We start from the raw sequence: 14,811 nt of genomic DNA, 5'->3' as shown, positions 1-14,811 counted from the left end.
GCCAGCACCTGGGTATTCCGCGTCGCGGCGGCACTGGCCAGCAACGTGCCCCACAGCTGTTCTTCGTTCAACACCGTGCTGCGACTGATCGAACCCAGATTGAGCTTGAGGTCCTTGGCGTAGTCGGGCAGTGCTTCTTTGAGGTTGTCGACACTCATCAGGCTGACTTCCTCAACTCTTCGCCGGCGTCGATCGTGGGGTCGCCCTTGCGCCAGTTGCATGCGCACAACTCGTCGGACTGCAGGGCGTCGAGCACGCGGAGCACCTCGTCGACATTGCGACCCACCGAACCGGCGGTCACCGAGACGAATTGGATTTCGTTGTTGGGGTCGACGATGAACGTGACGCGGTCGGCCACACCCTCGTTGTTGAGCGCCCCGGTGGCTTCCGCAAGTTCGCGCTTGAGGTCCGAAAGCATCGGGAACGGTAGCTTCTTCAGGTCGTCATGCTGTGCGCGCCACTGAAAGTGCACGAACTCGTTGTCGACCGAGGCGCCGAGCACCTGGGTGTCGCGGTCGATGAATTCGTCGTTCAGCTTGCCGAAGGCGGCGATTTCGGTCGGGCACACGAAGGTGAAGTCCTTCGGCCAGAAGAAAATTACCCGCCACTTGCCTTCGAAGTCGCTACTGGAGATCGTGGTGAAGTAATCCTCGGGCTGTTGTGCGTCGACCTTCGAGAGGTCGCCACCGATCAACGCCGTGAGCCGGTAGGCCGGGAACTGGTCACCAATAGTCAGCAATGCCATGTCGCTCCTCCACTCAAATTGGATTTAGTCCAGAAATCCACTGCCACCATCCTGCCGTAACCGCACTTTGAATGAAAGGTGATCTTTCCCACTATACTGATCGGTATGACCGATAAGAGTTATCAGCCGACGATCGCCGGGCTCCGAGCCTTCGTCGCCGTTGCCGAAAAGCAGCACTTCGGCAGTGCTGCAACAACTCTCGGTGTCAGCCAGTCGACACTTTCGCAGGCGCTGTCGGCACTGGAGGCCGGTCTCGGGGTCCAACTCGTCGAGCGGTCGACGCGCCGAGTTTTCCTGACAAGTGAGGGGAGGGCACTGTTACCGCAAGCCCAAGCGGTGATCGAGGCAACGACGGCCTTCACCGCCGCGGCCGCCGGGTCCGCAGACCCGCTGCTGGGCACCATCCGGCTGGGCCTGATCCCGACGGTGGCACCCTATGTGCTGCCCACACTGCTGGCCGGGCTGGCCGGTCGGCTGCCCGGACTCGCCTTGCGGGTGATCGAGGACCAGACCGAACGGCTACTGACCGGGCTGCGTGAAGGCTCGGTGGACGCGGCGCTGATCGCGCTGCCCGCCGAAGCCAGCGGTATCACCGAAATCCCGATTTATAACGAAGATTTCGTGCTCGCTCTGCCGCCGGGGCATCCGCTGGCCGGCAAGAGCCGAGTGCCGCCGACCGCGCTGGCCGAGCTGCCGCTGCTGCTTCTCGACGAGGGCCACTGCCTGCGCGACCAGGCACTCGACGTCTGCCGCACGGCGGGCGTGCGCGCCGAACTCGCCAACACCCGGGCGGCGTCGCTGGCCACGGCGGTCCAGTGCGTGGCCGGCGGGCTGGGCGTGACGTTGATCCCGCAGAGTGCCGTGCCGGTGGAAACTGCCCGTAGCCGCCTCGAACTGGCCTACTTCGCCGCGCCTCGGCCCGGACGGCGCATCGGGTTGGTATTCCGGTCGTCCAGCGGGCGCGAAGGGCCGTATCGACAACTCGCCGGGCTGATCGGCGAACTACTCGCTGACGACCAGCAAGTACGCCCTGCGGGATAGCGACGGCGACCCCAACACTCCGCCCGAAGTGAACGTGTTCTAGTTTCGGCTGATGCTGGACTTCACGTTGGAGAACATCAGCTCCGAGGAGGTCGAACGGCTGCGGGCTGTCTATGGCCCGTTGGCTGAATCCGTCCGGGCGTTGATCGACGCAACGGTCAGAACCGAGATGGACGCCGATGCGGTCGCGGCGGCCAAGGCCGAGATCGACTCGGCCACCGCGCGTTTGCGCCAAAAGCAGACCGATGGCAGCTTCGGCGTGCGCTATCTCGCCAGCGGCGAGCGGATGGCGTGGGGAAACGCTGTCGTCGGGCTGCGCAATCCGATTGCGCCGCCGGTGGAGATCAGTCGCGACGCCACGGGTAAATCCGTGTGCGACTTCCATCTCGGCGCCGCGTACGAGGGGCCGCCCGGCCATGTCCATGGCGGTGTGGCCGCACTCGTGCTCGACCACCTGCTGGGGGAGGCGGCCAGCGATGGCATCAATCCACGCCTGACCGGGACGATCAGCTTCCGCTATGTGCGGGCCACCCGCCTGGGCCGGCTACACGCCGAAGCCACGACCACCCACACAGAGGGCGTCAAGACCTACGCCGTCGGCCACCTCGCCGACGACGAGGGAATCACCGTGCAGGCCGAAGGTGTATTCATCCAACCGCGCTGGGCGCGCGACGGCTCGGAATAGGTTTCGGTTATGGAGAAGGTAGTCGCGGTACTCATGGCCGCCGATCGTGACGAGGATTGGTGTCAACGGCAGCGGGGATCCGTCGCGGACGCGATCCTTGCGCTCGGCGTCGCCGGGCTGACCGTCAACGTCCGCGATGCGGCGGTGACTCATTCGCTGATGACACTGACTACGCTCGACCCACCCGCGGCCGCCGTGGTGAGCATGTGGACCCAACAGTGCTACGGGGATCAGACGGCGGCGGCGCTGCAGCTGCTGGCGGATGAGTGCGATCAACTCGCGGCCTATCTGGTCACCGAGTCGATCCCGCTACAAGCACCCCTCGAACTAGGCAGCCGTACAACGGGTTTGGCTAACGTGGCGTTGCTGCGCCGACCGGCCGAGCTGGACCAGGCGAGTTGGCTGCAGCGCTGGCAGCATGACCACACGCCGGTGGCGATCGAGACTCAGTCCACCTTCGGTTACACCCAGAACGCTGTTGTGCGTGCGCTGACTCCGAATGCCCTGCCGTTGGCAGGCATCGTCGAAGAGCTGTTCCCGGCCGAGGCGATCACCGACCTGAAGGCCTTCTTCGGCGCGGCCGACGACGCCGACCTGCAGCACCGATTGTCCCGAATGGTCGCCAGCACATCGGCGTTCGGCGCAAACGAGAACATCGACACCGTGCCGACCAGTCGCTATGTGCTGAAGACGCCCTTCCACAGTTGAGGAGACACCCGTGATACTCCAGGTCGACGATCAGAACCGGGTCCGCACGCTCACCCTGAACCGGCCCGATGTGCTCAACGCGTTCAACGAGGCGCTGTACCAAGCCACCGGCGAGGCACTGCAGGCGGCAGCCGAAGACCCCGACGTCGCCGTCGTGCTGTTAACCGGTGCCGGACGCGCCTTCAGCGCCGGCAACGACCTCAACGAGATGCAGGCGCGCATCACCGACCCCGAAATGGCCAATCAGGGATCGCATTTCACCACGATGATCGACGCGCTGACCCGGTTCCCCAAACCGCTGATCTGCGCCGTCAACGGCGTCGGTGTGGGGATCGGCACCACCATCCTGGGTTACGCGGACCTGGCGTTCATGTCTACGACCGCGCGGCTGAAGTGCCCCTTCACCAGCTTGGGCGTGGCACCGGAGGCAGCGTCGTCGTATCTGCTGCCGCAGTTGATCGGCCGCCAAAACGCCGCCTGGCTGCTGTTGTCCTCGGAGTGGGTGAGCGCGCACGAAGCGTTGGCGATGGGCATGGTGTGGAAGGTCTGCGAACCGGAGGACCTGCTCGCCGAGGCTCGCAGACACGCCGAAATCCTGGCCTCCCGGCCGATTCCGAGCCTGATCGCGGTGAAGCAATCCATCGTCGAACCCACGCGCCCCAACATCGCCGCGGCGACCGAACGCGAAAATGCGCATTTCGCAAAGCTTTTGGGCGGGCAGGCCAACGCCGCGGCCCTGGCGGATTTCACCGCCAAGCGGGGTAGCTGACTACTCAGGAACCGGTGGGCTGCAGCTGGGCGGCGGCCTCGATGATCGCCCGCACCGTGCGCCGGCAACGGCCGCAGTCCAACCCCGCTCCGCATCTCGCGGCGACCTCTTTGGACGTCGATGCACCGCTGGCGACCGCATCCGAGACGGTCTGACTGGTGACTCCCTCGCAGAGGCACACGTACATCAGCGAACCCCTGAATTCAGGGTCTTCGATGACCACTCAGCCTGCATGTAGGCAAGTCTAACCTAACTTCATTCGCGAAGGCTATCCTTACTTAGGTAAGGCTTTGACCAGCACTTTTAGTGAAATCGCCGCCCGAATCAGCACGCCGATGTCTGTAGTCTGGACTAGATTTGTCCTCGGCAGGCGGTGGCGTTCCAGCCCAACTTCACCGTCAATCGCCGCGAGTCGACAACCGTGCCAGGGGAGAGTTGAGGAGCGATCATGCAAGGTGATCCCGATGTTTTGCGCCTTCTGAATGAACAACTGACCAGTGAACTCACCGCGATCAATCAGTACTTTCTGCACTCCAAGATGCAGGAGAACTGGGGCTTCACCGAGTTGGCGGGCCACACCCGTGCTGAATCGTTCGATGAGATGCGGCACGCCGAGGCGATCACCGACCGCATTCTGCTATTGGACGGGCTGCCGAACTACCAACGGCTGTTCTCGTTGCGCATCGGTCAGACGCTCCGCGAGCAGTTCGAGGCCGACCTGGCGATCGAATACGACGTGCTGAACCGGCTCAAGCCGGGTGTCATCATGTGCCGCGAGAAGCAGGATTCGACCAGCGCGTTCCTGCTCGAAGGCATCATCGCCGACGAGGAAAACCACGTCGACTACTTGGAGACGCAGCTGCAGCTGATGGACAAGCTCGGCGAAGAGCTGTACTCGGCTCAGTGTGTGTCGCGTCCGCCGACGACGGGTCAGGCCGGCGACTGAGCGGGTATAGCAGCTGCGTATGACGAAAGCGCAGACGACCTCAGACCCCGACAGCAGCGGCGTACTGGTCAGCCCGCAGCGCCGGAATTTCGTCTTCCTGGCGATCGTGCTGGGCATGCTGCTGGCGGCCCTGGACCAAACCATCGTCGCCACCGCGTTGCCCACGATCGTCGCCGATCTGGGTGGGGCGGGCCATCAGTCGTGGGTCGTCACCAGCTACCTGCTCGCCTCGACGATCATCACTGCGCTGGTCGGCCGGCTCGGAGATCTGTTCGGCCGCAAAACGATATTCCAGGCGGCCGTGATGTTCTTTGTCGCGGGATCGGTGTTGTGTGGGCTCTCGCAGTCGATGGCGATGTTGGTCGGCGCCCGTGCGCTGCAGGGGATCGGCGGCGGTGCCATCACAGTCACGGCCACCGCGCTGATCGGCGAGGTCATTCCACTACGGGATCGCGGCCGCTATCAGGGCGCGCTGGGCGCGGTGTTTGGGGTGACCACGGTGATCGGCCCGCTGCTGGGCGGCTATTTCACCGACCACCTGACCTGGCGGTGGGCGTTCTGGGTCAACGTGCCGGTCTCGATCGTCGTCTTCTTCGTTGCGGCCGCGGCGATCCCGTCGCTGGCCACCCGCGGGAAGCCGGTCATCGACTACGCCGGAATCCTGTTCGTCGGCCTGGGCGCGACCGGCCTGACCCTGGCCACCAGCTGGGGTGGCACCACCTATCCGTGGAACTCGCCGACGATCATCGGTCTGTTCGCCGCGTCCGCGGCCGCGCTGTGCATCTTTGTCTGGGTCGAAAGCCGGTCATCTGGGCCGGAATCCGCGCCAATCCTGCCGACGCGACTGTTCGCCAATCCGGTTTTCACGGTGTGCTGCGTGCTGTCGTTCGTGGTCGGCTTCGCGATGCTGGGCGCGCTGACCTTCTTGCCGACCTACATGCAGTTCGTCGACGGGGTCTCTGCGACGACATCGGGGCTGCGCACGCTGCCGATGGTCGCCGGGATGCTCTCGACGTCAATCGGCAGCGGTGTCCTGGTCGGCCGAACGGGGCGGTACAAGATCTTTCCCGTCGCCGGAACGGCGGTGATGGCCCTTGCCTTTTTTCTGATGTCCCGGATGGACCCGTCCACATCGGCACTGCTGCAATCGGTTTACCTGTTCATCCTCGGCGCCGGTATCGGGTCGTGCATGCAGGTGCTGGTGCTGATCGTGCAGAACACGTCGAATTTCGAAGACCTCGGCGTCGCCACGTCGGGGGTGACGTTCTTCCGCACGATCGGCAGTTCTTTCGGTGCGGCGATCTTCGGCTCGCTGTTCACGAATTTTCTGCACAGCCGGATCGGGGCGGCGTTGGCGGCGAGCGGCGCATCACCGGCAGCGGCGAATTCGCCTGAGGCGCTGCACCGGCTGCCACGCGCGGTCGCCGCGCCGATCGTCAGCGCCTACGCGGCGTCGCTCACCCAGGTGTTCTTGTGGGCGGTCCCGGTCGCGCTCGTCGGCTTCACCTTGGCGCTGTTCCTCCGCGAGGTTCCGCTGCGCGATATCGGCACCAACGCCACCGACCTGGGTGACGGATTCGCGATGCCGACCACGCAGACTTCCGAGGACATGTTGGAAACCGCGATCGGGCGCCTGATGCGTGGCGAACCCGGTATGCGGTTGCGCAGCATCGCCATGCGGCCCGACTGCCGGCTCGACGTCGCCGAGTTGTGGACGTTGTTACGTATCAATCGGCATCAGCAGGCTTTGGGGATCGCCCGGATCACCGACATCGCAGAGCAGTTCGGGATTCCTTACGAGGTCCTCGAACCCACCTTCGATCGCCTGGTCCGCGGCGGCTACGCACAACGAGACATCGACCGGTTTTGGCTCACCCCGGCCGGTACGCGGGAAGTCGACTTCGTCTCGTCGCTACTACAGGGCTGGATCATCGACAAACTCACCCGCTCACCGAATTTCCAGGGCCGCCCCGACCGGGCTCAAGTCGAGGCTGCGCTCAACCGGATCACTCACCGGATCGTCGCGCAACCGGACTGGGACGAGCCATCCCAGCTCGCTACCCAGAGACTTCCGCTCGGGCTTTCACGATGAGCTTCCGGCGTACCGCTGGCCGCGACTGGCTGGCGGGGCCGGTCGGCCACGCCAGTCAGATAACGCATCAGAAGAGGGACAGGCCCGAATTCAGCAAGCCGTCGATGACCGGGTCGACCAGGCCAGCGGCGGTGGGCGCCGTCAGGTCGGCAAGGCCGGCGGTGAACGCGCTGGGGTCGAGTGCCGCAACCAAGTCGCTGACCGGATCCACACCGACACTTGCGGCGCTGGACGGCAACGAAGCGATGATTTCCTGAACGAACGGGTAGATCAGGTTATCGAGGCCGGTGGGCGCCAACAGGTAGTTGTCGGTGTAGTAAGCCAGCAGGCCAAACGGGTCAACCGGGACACCCGTGGGGCTAAAGGCGTTCGGGTCCAAAGCCCCGACCAAGGCGCTGATCGCGTCCTGCTCGACCGGAGGGGGTGCGGACGAGATCGTGCCCACCAGCTCTTGAACGAGCGGGGCGAGCTCGGCATCAAGCCCGGTGGGCCCCAAGAAGTAGGTGTCGGTGAAGTAGCCCAGCTCGCCAAGCGGGTCAGTCGGTGCACCCGTGGCGCTGAACGCCTCGGGGTCGAACGCCTCGATCAAATAGCTGAATGCCATGGTGTTGGAAACGCCCGCCGCGGCCAGCGCCTGCACGTCGGATGCCCCGATCAAGTCGCTGACCGCATCCGCGCCTAGGACGTCGGCGCCAGCTACGGGTGCGGTGCCCATGCTGATCGACGCGGCAACAAGGGCGGCGCCGGCGGCCGTGCCAAGACTTAACGCTATGCGGCGAGCGTTGCGACTCATGTCGAGTGTCCAATCCGGGTATGTGGCGATGGATGCGCATTGGGTTACAGCCCAATACCGGCGTCCCGCGCGTGAGTTTTTGTGCCCAACCCCGACGGATCGCCGACCGCCCGAGCCTATCTCAGAAGGTCTTAATTTATGTATGCGCCTGAGTTTCTATTAGTGAGCACTTAGGTTGCGTTCAGGGAAATCGTGGGAGTTGGTAGCGGGGCGCACCAACATCGCTCATCGCCGGAGTGCGCAGGGGCCACGTTGCCGCGCAACAGGTTTCGGTCGAAGTAGCTTCCAGGCCCGCAATTAGCGATGCGCTGTGCAGGGTTCCGTCCGACCCGTGGGCGCGGCACTCCGTACATGTCTAGAAATCAAATAGAATTCGACGCATATCTAACGTTAAGGTATCGGGAAAGTGGCGCAATTTATTATTCGACGTGACCAGAATGGCCGATAACGTTGCGACTCGACGAGTGCTTCGAAGCGTTTCGGGGTTGCGGGACACGCCAGCCGGAGGCGTACCATCTCGCCATGAGCCGAATCGGAACATTCGCTGATGACGACCTCGCCGGCTGGGTTTTGAAGTCCCCCGAACTCGGCAGCGCAATCGGCGCGTTCGCCAACGCCGTCTACAGCAAGAACCGGTTGCCGATGCGGACCCGCGAACTCGCGCGGACCGTCATCGCTCACGAAAACGAATGCGAAGTGTGCGTCAACACCCGCGACGCCGACGGGCCCGCCGCCGGTGTCGACGAAGAGCTCTACGACCACGCTCGCGAGTGGCGCACCTGGCCCGGATACAGCGACCAGGAGCGGGTGGCCGCCGAGTTCGCCCACCGGTTCGCCACCGAACACACCGTGCTGCGCGACGACGAGGATTTCTGGGCCCGCGCCAACGAACACTTTTCCGAGGAGCTGCTCGCCGACCTGGCGCTGTCGTGCGCGCTATGGATCGGCATGGGACGGGTTCTTCGGACGCTAGACATCGGCCAGTCCTGCCAGCTGACCTTGCCGAGCCGGGTATGAACCACCGAGTCTGCTAGCCGCGGCCCACTCCCGCTCCCCGGCAGATGACGACCACACCGCTCGCCGCCGCGGCCATCGCCCAACTCGAGGGCGAAGGGGTTGACGCGGTCATCGGCACGGTGATCAACCCGGCCGGCCTCACCCAGGCCAAGAGTGTGCCGATCCGCCGGACCAACGCCTTCGCCGATCCGGGCCTGGGGGCCAGTCGGGTGTGGCACGGCTTTGCCATCGACCAGACCGGCATCGCGTTCACCGAACACATCGGGGTAATAGGTGATGAGCGTATTCGAATTGACTTGTCCGCCATGCGGATTCTCGGCGACGGACTAGCCTGGGCGCCCGGCTCATTCTTCGAGCAGGACGGTACACCGGTTCCGGCCTGCAGCCGCGGCACCCTGATTCGGGTCGAGGCGGTCCTCGCCGAAGCTGGAATCGACGCTCTGGTCGGTCACGAGCTCGAGTTCTTGCTAGTCCAGCCGGACGGCCACCAACTGCCATCGACCGAATGGGCCCAGTACGGACTGGCCGGTGTACTCGAACACGAGGCATTCGTTCGCGACGTCATCGCGGCGACGTCAGTGTCCGGTGTCGCGATCGAGCAGTTCCACCCCGAGTACGGGGCCAATCAATTCGAGATCTCGCTGACACCGCAATCACCAGTCGCGGCGGTCGACCAGCTGGTGCTGACCCGAATCATCATCGGCCGCATCGCGCGGCGCTACGGCGTGCGAGTCAGCCTGTCACCAGTGCCATTCGTCGGCAGTGCCGGATGCGGTGCTCATCAACACTTCTCGCTGACGAACTCAACCGGCCCGCTGTTCTCCGAAGGCGCGGGTGTTCACGGCATGACGAGCAAGGGTGAAAGCGCGGTCGCGGGATTATTGCAGGGGCTGCCGGAGGCGCAGGGGATGCTGTGCGGGTCGATTGTGTCCGGGTTGCGACTGCAACCCGGAAATTGGGCCGGCGCCTACGTCTGCTGGGGCACTGAGAATCGAGAAGCGGCCCTGCGCTTCGTCGTCGGCGGGCCCGGCAACCCCTACGGCGGCAACCTCGAGGTCAAGGTCGTCGATCCGTCGGCCAACCCGTATTTCGCGACAGCCACCATCCTGGGTCTGGCGCTGGACGGCATCACGCAGAAAGCCGTGCTGCCCGCCGAGACGAAGGTCGACCCGGCAGCACTGAGCGACGCGGAGCGCAATCGCGCCGGCATTGCCCGGCTGTCTACCGTGCAGGCGCACACCATTGCGGCACTGGATAATTCGCAACGCCTGCGCAGCATTCTCGGCGATCCGGCCGTCGACGTCGTGGTCGCAGTGCGGCGCTTCGAGCAGGAGCATTACGCCCACCTCAACCGCGAACAATTGGCCGATAAGTTCCGGATGGCTTGGAGCGTATGACGGTGTCGGCTCTGGCGGAACATATCGCCGGCGTTCCGTTGATCGACCAGCATGCGCACGGCTGCTGGCTGTCAGCGGGGGATAGGTCGCGGTTTGAGAATGCTCTCAACGAGGCCAACGTCGAGCCGCTCGCCGACTTCGATTCGGGATTCGACACGCAACTGGGCTTCGCTGTGCGCGCACACTGCGCACCGTTGCTCGGTCTCCCTCCACACGCTGAGCCGCAGGACTATTGGGAACGCCGCAACCAGCACACCGAAGCCGGGTTGGCGCGGATCTTTCTGAGCGCGGCGGGCGTCAGCGATTGGTTGATCGACACCGGCTACGCCGACGGCGTCGCGGAGGTGGCGCAGGTCGCCGAGGTGTCCGCGAACCGCGCCCATGAGGTGGTCCGCCTCGAACAGGTGGCCGAACAGGCCGCGGATTCCCCAGGTGACTACGCGTCAGTATTCGAACAAATCCTGAGGCGCCGCATGAGGACGGCCGTCGGCACCAAGTCCGTCGTGGCTTACCGCGGCGGCTTCGACGGCGACCTGACCGAGCCGTCGGCGGCCGAGGTCGCTGCGGCGGCCGCCCGATGGCGTGACGACGGCGGTCGCCGCCTCACCGATCGAGTACTGCTGCGGTTCGGTCTGCATCAGGCTCTGCGGGTGGGCAAGCCACTGCAATTCCATGTGGGTTTCGGCGACCGGGAATGCGATCTGCACAAGGCCAACCCGCTGCTACTGCTCGACTTTCTGCGGCAGTCCGGCGATACCCCGATCGTGCTGCTGCACTGCTATCCCTACGAGCGGGAGGCCGGCTATCTTGCCCAAGCGTTCAACAACGTGTACCTGGACGGCGGTCTGGGCATCAACCACCTGGGGGCGCGGTCACCGGCATTCATCGCCCGACTGCTGGAGCTGGCGCCGTTCCGCAAAATCGTCTACTCCTCGGACGGATTCGGCCCGGCCGAGTTGCACTATCTTGGTACCACGTTGTGGCGCAATGGCATTAAGCGAGTGCTGAGCGGATTCGTGGATGCCGGCGACTGGAGTGTGAGCGACGCGATGCGCGTCGTCGACCTCATCGCCCACCGTAACGCCGCCCGCATCTATCGGTTGGGCGATGCATGAATCGGGTATAGACCGGCTATGGCGACGTTGGGCGACCTCAAGGATTGGGTGCGGGAGCAAGTCGCATCGCGGGTCCCAAAGGCCGATCTGGACCAACGGGACCCCGACTACATCCGTGACCAACTGCCCCGAACATGGCTACTGGCCTCGTTGTATTTCCGGGCCGACGTGCAGCACCTCGACCGCATTCCCGCCGAGGGCCCGGTGCTGCTGGTCGGCAACCACAGCGGGGGCAATGTCCCGCCCGACACCTTCGTCTTCACGCTGGCGTTCTGCTCCTACTTCGGTGTGGAGCGTCCGTTCTATCAGCTGGCACACAACCTCGTCGTCTCGGCGCCGCCGCTGGGCTGGCTGCGCAAATTCGGCACCGTCGCGGCCAACCCCGACAACGCGCGATTGGCGTTGGAGTCCGGAGCCGCATTGCTGGTTTACCCCGGCGGGGACTACGAGGTCTTCCGGCCATCCTGGGAACGGCACAAGGTCGATTTCGACGGCCGCATGGGCTACGTGAAGCTGGCGCGCGAAGCCGGCGTGCCCATTGTGCCGGTGGCCAGTGTCGGCGGCCAGGAAGCCGCGTTGTTCCTGTCCCGCGGGCAGTGGCTAGCCAAGTTACTGATGGCAGATAAATTGTTGCGGCTCAAGAGTATTCCGATCTCTATCGCGCTGCCATGGGGTCTGAATGTCAGTGACCTGGCCGGCCACATCCCGCTGCCCACCAAGATCGCCATCGAAGTGCAGCATCCCATCGATGTCGACGGCGATGACCAGGCGGTGCACGACAAAGTGACGGCCAGCCTGCAAGCCGGTGTCGACCGTCTTGCTGCCCGACGGCGCTTCCCGGTGCTCGGCTGATGCGCGTCGAACGCCGCAACGTCATCAATGCCGACCGCGACGCGGTCTGGAAAATCGTCAGCGATCCGGACAGCTACCCGTCGTTCATGACACGCCTGGAGCGTTGGGAGAGCGCCAACGATCGGCCGCTGGGTGTCGGCGCCCGCTACCTCGTCCACTGGAAGGTCGGCTCGGTGCCGGTCGGCGGGCTGATGGAAGTGGTGGAGTTCGACGACCGACGGGATCTGGCATGGGTCGGCATCACCGGCGTGACGCTGCGCGGCCGGATCCGGTTGCGCGATGCGAGGGATGGCCAGACCAAGGTGACGTTCCGGCTGTCGTACCAGGCGCCCGGTGGGATTTGGGGATATATCGCTGACCGTGTCGCGGTGGGCCAGGTGGGTCGCATCGCGGCCGATACCCTCAGGCGGCTCAAGCGACTTGCCGAGTCCAGCGGCTGACTGGATCAGCTTCGTGACCCGGATTCGCGCCTATGGACGAGAGCTCCCACTGGTTCGACTGGCCACCCCCATGTCCCATGGTCTTTCCCTGAATCGGCGCAGGCGCGTGCTGTGACCTGGGAAAACGAGCAAATTGCTCCTGACTCCCTGGAAGTCGGACCCGGTGTGATGCATCACATCGGGCGCCGGTCAGTGATCAGGTCGGCCCGATCACCCGTAATATCGTTGGATTCAAGCTACGGCCACGGCACCCTGCGCGACGACGCGCGCCTGACCAAAGTCCCAAAAGGCGACCCCCAAAGCGGCAACGCTATCCAGATCTATGGGCCGTCTGGCTGCGACCTGAGCTTGCTGATGATCGGAGACAAATAATGAGTGAGTACGACAAAGAACTTCAGGACGCGGGCTTGTGTGGTCACATCTGTCCGGCGGAGGGTCCGTTTCACACCTTCCACTGCACGCGACCGGCGGACCACATTCTCGACGGCGAACCGCTGCACCAGGCCATCCAACTAGGTGGCCCAATCGAGGGCCGAATCAACGGCGCATGGCACCACGACGGCACAAGCGCAATGGAGCCGGTAGACATGACACCCACCGTCACATGCGGGCTGGAGCAGCCCATTGATCCCGAGACACTAGACAAGGTGAACCAGCGGATCGCGGTGGTCTCCGACAAGGTTGACATGCTCGTTTTGGACTACCAGGCGAGCAACAGCGGCGATACCGCGAAGGACATGCTGAAGAACTGCACGTCGCTCGTCGCCAGCTTCGAGGAGCAGACCACCGACCCGCACGAGGCGATGCAGTTGGCGTGTGAGGCATTGGCCGTGGCTGTGCAGAAATTGGCGTTCGCCAGCTGGCAGGAAGAAATGTTCGTGGCAGAGCAGAAGAGGGTTCACCCCACCGGAGACAATTCAGGAGGAATCTTCTAACGCGGGCGAGAAGCAGTTACCTGAACAACGATTGCGCGATCAGCTGCTCGCATCCTCCGCATGAACAGACCCCCCGGTCTCGTGAACCGGGGGGTCTGCTTTCGCATCATCCCATCTACACCGGGATGAGCGTTTCGTTCATCTGCCGGGCCCGGCTAACTTCTCACCGGGCTCAAGGGAATCGGTTCAGCAGACAATGTGAAGCACTTGCCCGGGATGAATCAGATTGGGATTGCCGCCGATGACGACTTTGTTTTCGTTGTAGATCTTCTCCCAATTTTCATTTCCGCAGACCTTCTCTGCGATCAGTGTCAGGTTGTCTCCCGGCTCCACCGTGTACCAGATGCCGCCCGGCGGAGGACAGTCGATGTAAAGGACCTGCCCGGGATGAATCAAGTTTGGGTTGTTACCAATACGCCATCTATTTTCGTGGTAGATCTTTGGCCAAACACTTCCGTCGCCGCATTGACTCTGTGCGATTCCCCAGAGCGTGTCGCCCGGCTGGACCGTGTATGTACCCATTTTCGTTCTCCTCGTGTCTCGCGACCGCCGCACGACGCGCCGCTGGTAGTTGAATCCCTCGTGATTGACCGGAGCAATTCCCGTCAACTTCCTCTTCGTAGCAGCGGGCCGCGACCGCATCAATCGGCCGGTCCATTGAGCGGACCGCACTTCGGCTCAGGGCTGTGATCCGCGACGAATATTTGACGAATTGTGTTGACCGGCTATGTTTTTCTGCGCACAAGACAGCAGCACCTCATCGTCGTCAGCGCCAAGGACGACCAGGTTCAAGAAGACACGACCAGCGACGACGAGCACCGACGCCATCACCCGCCCAACGGAAGCTCGTTTGAAGCCCACAACCCTGGGTTCGTTGTGACATTCTGCAGAGATGTCCGCTCCTTCGGGTGTTGTGACGTTTTTGTTCACCGACGTTGAGGGTTCGACCCGTCGGTGGGAAGACGACGCGGAGGGCATGCGGGTAGCGCTGGCCGCCCATGACGAGGTGCTACGTCAAGCGATCGAGGCACACGGCGGCCTTATGTTCAAGCACACCGGTGACGGGGTGTGCGCTGCGTTCGCCTCGCCGCACTCGGCGGTGTATGCGGCGGTGGCCGCGCAGCGGGCGCTGGGGTTGCCGGTGCGGATGGGGCTGGCGACCGGCGGCTTGCTACGTGGGCTGAGTGTTCTCAGGCAAAGACTCTCTCTTACGGAACTTTCTCCGGCCCTTCCCCTGGCGGTGACGTCAGCTGTTGTGCTTGATGTCCCAGTTCGT

General features: G+C 63.9%; 16 protein-coding genes and 2 pseudogenes. 13 read left to right on the top strand and 5 right to left on the bottom strand.

Annotation, left to right across the window (positions count from 1 at the left end; genetic code table 11):
- Positions 1–158, bottom strand: a pseudogene (locus VN856_RS19795) (alkyl hydroperoxide reductase); the annotation flags it as partial.
- Positions 158–745 (bottom strand): peroxiredoxin, encoded by a 588-nt coding sequence (locus VN856_RS19790; RefSeq protein WP_325692086.1) that lies wholly within the window; start codon positions 743–745, stop codon positions 158–160. The pseudogene VN856_RS19795 and the gene VN856_RS19790, both read right to left, overlap by 1 nt.
- A 105-nt stretch (positions 746–850) precedes the next feature.
- Between VN856_RS19790 and VN856_RS19785 the strand changes: the two genes are divergently transcribed.
- The 4 genes from VN856_RS19785 to VN856_RS19770 are packed head-to-tail and all read left to right on the top strand — an operon-like array spanning position 851 to position 3,948.
- The gene (locus VN856_RS19785) at positions 851–1,786 is read left to right on the top strand and encodes a hydrogen peroxide-inducible genes activator (protein ID WP_325692084.1); all 936 of its coding nucleotides are present in this window, start codon (positions 851–853) and stop codon (positions 1,784–1,786) included.
- A gap of 52 nt (positions 1,787–1,838) precedes the next feature.
- Complete coding sequence (locus VN856_RS19780) at positions 1,839–2,471, top strand: PaaI family thioesterase (protein WP_325692082.1); 633 nt, start codon at positions 1,839–1,841, stop codon at positions 2,469–2,471.
- Between the two features lie 9 nt (positions 2,472–2,480).
- Positions 2,481–3,179, top strand: a complete 699-nt coding sequence (locus tag VN856_RS19775) for a hypothetical protein (protein ID WP_325692080.1) — start codon at positions 2,481–2,483, stop codon at positions 3,177–3,179.
- A 10-nt stretch (positions 3,180–3,189) separates the two neighbouring features.
- Positions 3,190–3,948, top strand: coding sequence for an enoyl-CoA hydratase/isomerase family protein (locus tag VN856_RS19770; protein ID WP_325692078.1), 759 nt, complete (start codon positions 3,190–3,192; stop codon positions 3,946–3,948).
- A gap of 4 nt (positions 3,949–3,952) precedes the next feature.
- Here the strand turns inward: VN856_RS19770 and VN856_RS19765 are convergent, their stop codons facing one another.
- Positions 3,953–4,135 carry a (2Fe-2S)-binding protein gene (locus VN856_RS19765; RefSeq protein ID WP_325692088.1) on the bottom strand — a complete coding sequence of 61 codons (183 nt, stop codon included), beginning with the start codon at positions 4,133–4,135 and terminating at the stop codon, positions 3,953–3,955.
- A gap of 261 nt (positions 4,136–4,396) precedes the next feature.
- On the opposite strand from VN856_RS19765, the gene bfr reads away from it, so the two are divergent.
- Positions 4,397–4,894 (top strand): bacterioferritin, encoded by a 498-nt coding sequence (gene bfr, locus VN856_RS19760; protein ID WP_325692076.1) that lies wholly within the window; start codon positions 4,397–4,399, stop codon positions 4,892–4,894.
- A gap of 19 nt (positions 4,895–4,913) precedes the next feature.
- Entirely contained in the window at positions 4,914–6,986 is a 2,073-nt protein-coding gene (locus VN856_RS19755; RefSeq protein ID WP_325692074.1) for an MDR family MFS transporter, read from the top strand.
- Between the two features lie 67 nt (positions 6,987–7,053).
- On the opposite strand, the gene VN856_RS19750 is transcribed toward VN856_RS19755, so the two are convergent.
- Positions 7,054–7,779, bottom strand: coding sequence for a hypothetical protein (locus tag VN856_RS19750; protein ID WP_325692072.1), 726 nt, complete (start codon positions 7,777–7,779; stop codon positions 7,054–7,056).
- 522 nt (positions 7,780–8,301) lie between these two features.
- Between VN856_RS19750 and VN856_RS19745 the strand changes: the two genes are divergently transcribed.
- From VN856_RS19745 to VN856_RS19720, 6 genes are all read left to right on the top strand, one after another.
- Positions 8,302–8,796, top strand: a complete 495-nt coding sequence (locus tag VN856_RS19745) for a carboxymuconolactone decarboxylase family protein (protein ID WP_325692070.1) — start codon at positions 8,302–8,304, stop codon at positions 8,794–8,796.
- A 44-nt stretch (positions 8,797–8,840) separates the two neighbouring features.
- The gene (locus tag VN856_RS19740; RefSeq protein WP_325692068.1) at positions 8,841–10,193 is read left to right on the top strand and encodes a glutamine synthetase family protein; all 1,353 of its coding nucleotides are present in this window, start codon (positions 8,841–8,843) and stop codon (positions 10,191–10,193) included.
- Positions 10,190–11,308 carry an amidohydrolase family protein gene (locus VN856_RS19735; protein WP_325692065.1) on the top strand — a complete coding sequence of 373 codons (1,119 nt, stop codon included), beginning with the start codon at positions 10,190–10,192 and terminating at the stop codon, positions 11,306–11,308. Before VN856_RS19740 ends, VN856_RS19735 begins: the two co-directional genes overlap by 4 nt.
- Before the next feature lie 18 nt (positions 11,309–11,326).
- Positions 11,327–12,160 carry a lysophospholipid acyltransferase family protein gene (locus VN856_RS19730; protein WP_325692063.1) on the top strand — a complete coding sequence of 278 codons (834 nt, stop codon included), beginning with the start codon at positions 11,327–11,329 and terminating at the stop codon, positions 12,158–12,160.
- Complete coding sequence (locus VN856_RS19725) at positions 12,160–12,600, top strand: SRPBCC family protein (protein ID WP_325692061.1); 441 nt, start codon at positions 12,160–12,162, stop codon at positions 12,598–12,600. The genes VN856_RS19730 and VN856_RS19725 overlap by 1 nt, the downstream gene beginning before the upstream one ends.
- Before the next feature lie 371 nt (positions 12,601–12,971).
- Positions 12,972–13,535 (top strand): hypothetical protein, encoded by a 564-nt coding sequence (locus VN856_RS19720; protein WP_325692059.1) that lies wholly within the window; start codon positions 12,972–12,974, stop codon positions 13,533–13,535.
- A 186-nt stretch (positions 13,536–13,721) separates the two neighbouring features.
- Here the strand turns inward: VN856_RS19720 and VN856_RS19715 are convergent, their stop codons facing one another.
- Complete coding sequence (locus VN856_RS19715; protein WP_325692057.1) at positions 13,722–14,057, bottom strand: LysM peptidoglycan-binding domain-containing protein; 336 nt, start codon at positions 14,055–14,057, stop codon at positions 13,722–13,724.
- A gap of 370 nt (positions 14,058–14,427) precedes the next feature.
- On the opposite strand from VN856_RS19715, the pseudogene VN856_RS19710 reads away from it, so the two are divergent.
- Positions 14,428–14,811: pseudogene (locus VN856_RS19710) on the top strand (adenylate/guanylate cyclase domain-containing protein); the annotation flags it as partial.

The sequence above is a fragment of the Mycobacterium sp. genome, from assembly GCF_035603715.1.
In the GTDB taxonomy this organism is placed as follows: Bacteria; Actinomycetota; Actinomycetes; order Mycobacteriales; family Mycobacteriaceae; genus Mycobacterium.
This window is presented reverse-complemented; position numbering and strand designations above follow the sequence as displayed.

Bases quoted from the DNA above. Each gene is read 5' to 3' on its own strand.
- VN856_RS19745 (WP_325692070.1), top strand. From the start codon at position 8,302: ATGAGCCGAATCGGAACATTCGCTGATGACGACCTCGCCGGCTGGGTT.
- VN856_RS19715 (WP_325692057.1), bottom strand. From the start codon at position 14,057: ATGGGTACATACACGGTCCAGCCGGGCGACACGCTCTGGGGAATCGCA.
- VN856_RS19750 (WP_325692072.1), bottom strand. From the start codon at position 7,779: ATGAGTCGCAACGCTCGCCGCATAGCGTTAAGTCTTGGCACGGCCGCC.
- VN856_RS19775 (WP_325692080.1), top strand. From the start codon at position 2,481: ATGGAGAAGGTAGTCGCGGTACTCATGGCCGCCGATCGTGACGAGGAT.
- VN856_RS19765 (WP_325692088.1), bottom strand. From the start codon at position 4,135: ATGTACGTGTGCCTCTGCGAGGGAGTCACCAGTCAGACCGTCTCGGAT.
- VN856_RS19730 (WP_325692063.1), top strand. From the start codon at position 11,327: ATGGCGACGTTGGGCGACCTCAAGGATTGGGTGCGGGAGCAAGTCGCA.
- VN856_RS19780 (WP_325692082.1), top strand. From the start codon at position 1,839: ATGCTGGACTTCACGTTGGAGAACATCAGCTCCGAGGAGGTCGAACGG.
- bfr (WP_325692076.1), top strand. From the start codon at position 4,397: ATGCAAGGTGATCCCGATGTTTTGCGCCTTCTGAATGAACAACTGACC.
- VN856_RS19720 (WP_325692059.1), top strand. From the start codon at position 12,972: ATGAGTGAGTACGACAAAGAACTTCAGGACGCGGGCTTGTGTGGTCAC.
- VN856_RS19735 (WP_325692065.1), top strand. From the start codon at position 10,190: ATGACGGTGTCGGCTCTGGCGGAACATATCGCCGGCGTTCCGTTGATC.
- VN856_RS19725 (WP_325692061.1), top strand. From the start codon at position 12,160: ATGCGCGTCGAACGCCGCAACGTCATCAATGCCGACCGCGACGCGGTC.
- VN856_RS19785 (WP_325692084.1), top strand. From the start codon at position 851: ATGACCGATAAGAGTTATCAGCCGACGATCGCCGGGCTCCGAGCCTTC.
- VN856_RS19790 (WP_325692086.1), bottom strand. From the start codon at position 745: ATGGCATTGCTGACTATTGGTGACCAGTTCCCGGCCTACCGGCTCACG.
- VN856_RS19740 (WP_325692068.1), top strand. From the start codon at position 8,841: ATGACGACCACACCGCTCGCCGCCGCGGCCATCGCCCAACTCGAGGGC.
- VN856_RS19755 (WP_325692074.1), top strand. From the start codon at position 4,914: ATGACGAAAGCGCAGACGACCTCAGACCCCGACAGCAGCGGCGTACTG.